The sequence below is a fragment of the Streptomyces sp. NPDC001156 genome, assembly GCF_053598275.1.
The window spans coordinates 1-1,868 of sequence record NZ_JBSFJX010000491.1; the positions used below are offsets into that span (position 1 = coordinate 1).

Annotated in this window: 1 protein-coding gene; it reads left to right on the forward strand. The window is 70.3% G+C overall.

Annotated elements, in window-relative coordinates; genetic code table 11:
* Positions 1–97: 97 nt before the first annotated feature.
* The gene (locus ACWDA7_RS52495) at positions 98–1,684 is read left to right on the forward strand and encodes an IS1182 family transposase (RefSeq protein ID WP_450615262.1); all 1,587 of its coding nucleotides are present in this window, start codon (positions 98–100) and stop codon (positions 1,682–1,684) included.
* The last annotated feature ends 184 nt before the right edge of the window (positions 1,685–1,868 follow it).

Genomic DNA, 1,868 nt, shown 5'->3' on the forward strand with positions numbered 1-1,868 from the left:
CTAGGTGACTGGTGTTAATCGTGTGAGCTCGCGTTGGGGATTCGGGCTGTGCCAGGCTGACGGGCGTTGGTCGCCGGGTGTGGGGAGAGGTTGAGCGATGGCAGTGGGCCGGACTCCGATGCAGCCGGGGTTGCTCTCCTCCACGGCGGGTTTCTGCGAGGGTCGGCTGGCGCCGAACTCGATCTACGCGGTGCTGCACCGCGAGTGCCGGGCGTTGTTCCCCGATGAGATGTTCGCCGATCTGTTCGCGGAGGACGGTCGCAGGTCGGTGCCGCCGATGATCGTGGCGGTCGTGATGGTCCTGCAGCGTCTGGAGGGCTTGTCCGATCGTGAGGCGGTCGAGCGGTTCGCGTTCGATGTGCGCTGGAAGTACGCCGCCGGCGGGCTGGACTTCGACCATCCGGGGTTCGTGCACACCGTGTTGGTGGACATGCGTGCGCGGCTGGCCGCTTCTGCCCGGCCGGACAGGATCTTCGAGCGGACGGTCGAGGTGGCGGCCCAGGCCGGGTTGGTGGGCCGCAGGCGGGTGCTGGACTCGGCACCGATCTATGACGCGGTGGCCACGCAGGACACCATCACGCTGATCCGTTCGGCCATTCGCGGCCTGCTGCGGGCGGCTGATCACATGCTGCGGGCCCAGTTGCGGGCGGTGATCTCCAGCGGGGACGCCTACACCAGCACGGCCAAGCCGGTCATCGATTGGACGGACGCGGCTGAGCGGGAGGCCCTGGTGGATTCGCGGGCCCGTGACGGCTACGCGCTGCTGGCCGCGCTGGAGGGCCGGGTGCTGGAGCAGGAGGTGGGCCAGGCCGCGCGGTTGCTGGCCACCGTGCTGGGCCAGGACCTGGAACAGGACGACGGCGTCTTCAAGATCGCCCGCAAGGTGGCCCGCGACCGGGTCATCTCCACGGTCGATCCCGAGGCCCGGCACGGGCACAAGACCGTTAACCGGTCCTTCGATGGCTACAAGGGCCACGTGGCCGAGGACCCCGACAGCGAGGTCATCACCGCGACCGCGGTCACCGCGGGCAACGTCGGCGATGCCGAGCCCTCCGTCGAGCTGCTGGCCGACATCCTCCTCTCGCCTACCCAGGATGAGCAGGCGCAGGACGAGCAGGTCGAGGTCTACGGTGATGCCGCCTACGGGACCGGGCCGCTGCTGGCCGAATTGGCCGAGGCCGGCGTCGAGGTGATGGTCAAGGTGCAGGCGGCCAACGCTCCGGGCGGGCGGTTCTCCAAGGACGCCTTCGCCGTGGACATGGAAGCGGGGCAGGTCACCTGCCCGAACCAGGTGACCGCCGCGATCCGCCCGCAGCGTGACGGCGGCGGAGTGGCCCGCTTCCAGGCCGCCTGCACCACCTGCCCGCTGGCGGCCCAGTGCACCACGGCCAAGAACGGCCGCGAGATCAACGTCAGCCCGCACGAGGAGCACCTGGCCCGGGGCCGGGCCCGCAGCGCCGACCCCGTCTGGCTGGCGGCCTACCGGGCCACCCGGCCCAAGGTCGAACGCAAGATCGCCCACCTGATGCGGCGACGGCACGGAGGACGCCGTGCCCGGGTGCGCGGCCGGGCCAAAGTCGGCGCGGACTTCTCCCTGCTGGCCGCTGCCGTCAACGTCGCCCGGCTCGGCGTGCTCGGAATCACGTCCACAGGCAGTGGAAACTGGGCGATCTGCACTGGCTGACCACCCCGGAGGAACTCCAACCACACGAACGACTCGCCGGCGGCCGCTCCAGGCCGCTCAACAGCCCCCAGGCCGGGCGCGAGCCGCTCGCGAGCCGCCCAATCACCAGCCACCGACATGATCCTGGCGCCCTCCACAGCGAACCGACACGCTCAGGAAGACCCGCTTAACACCAGTCACCTAG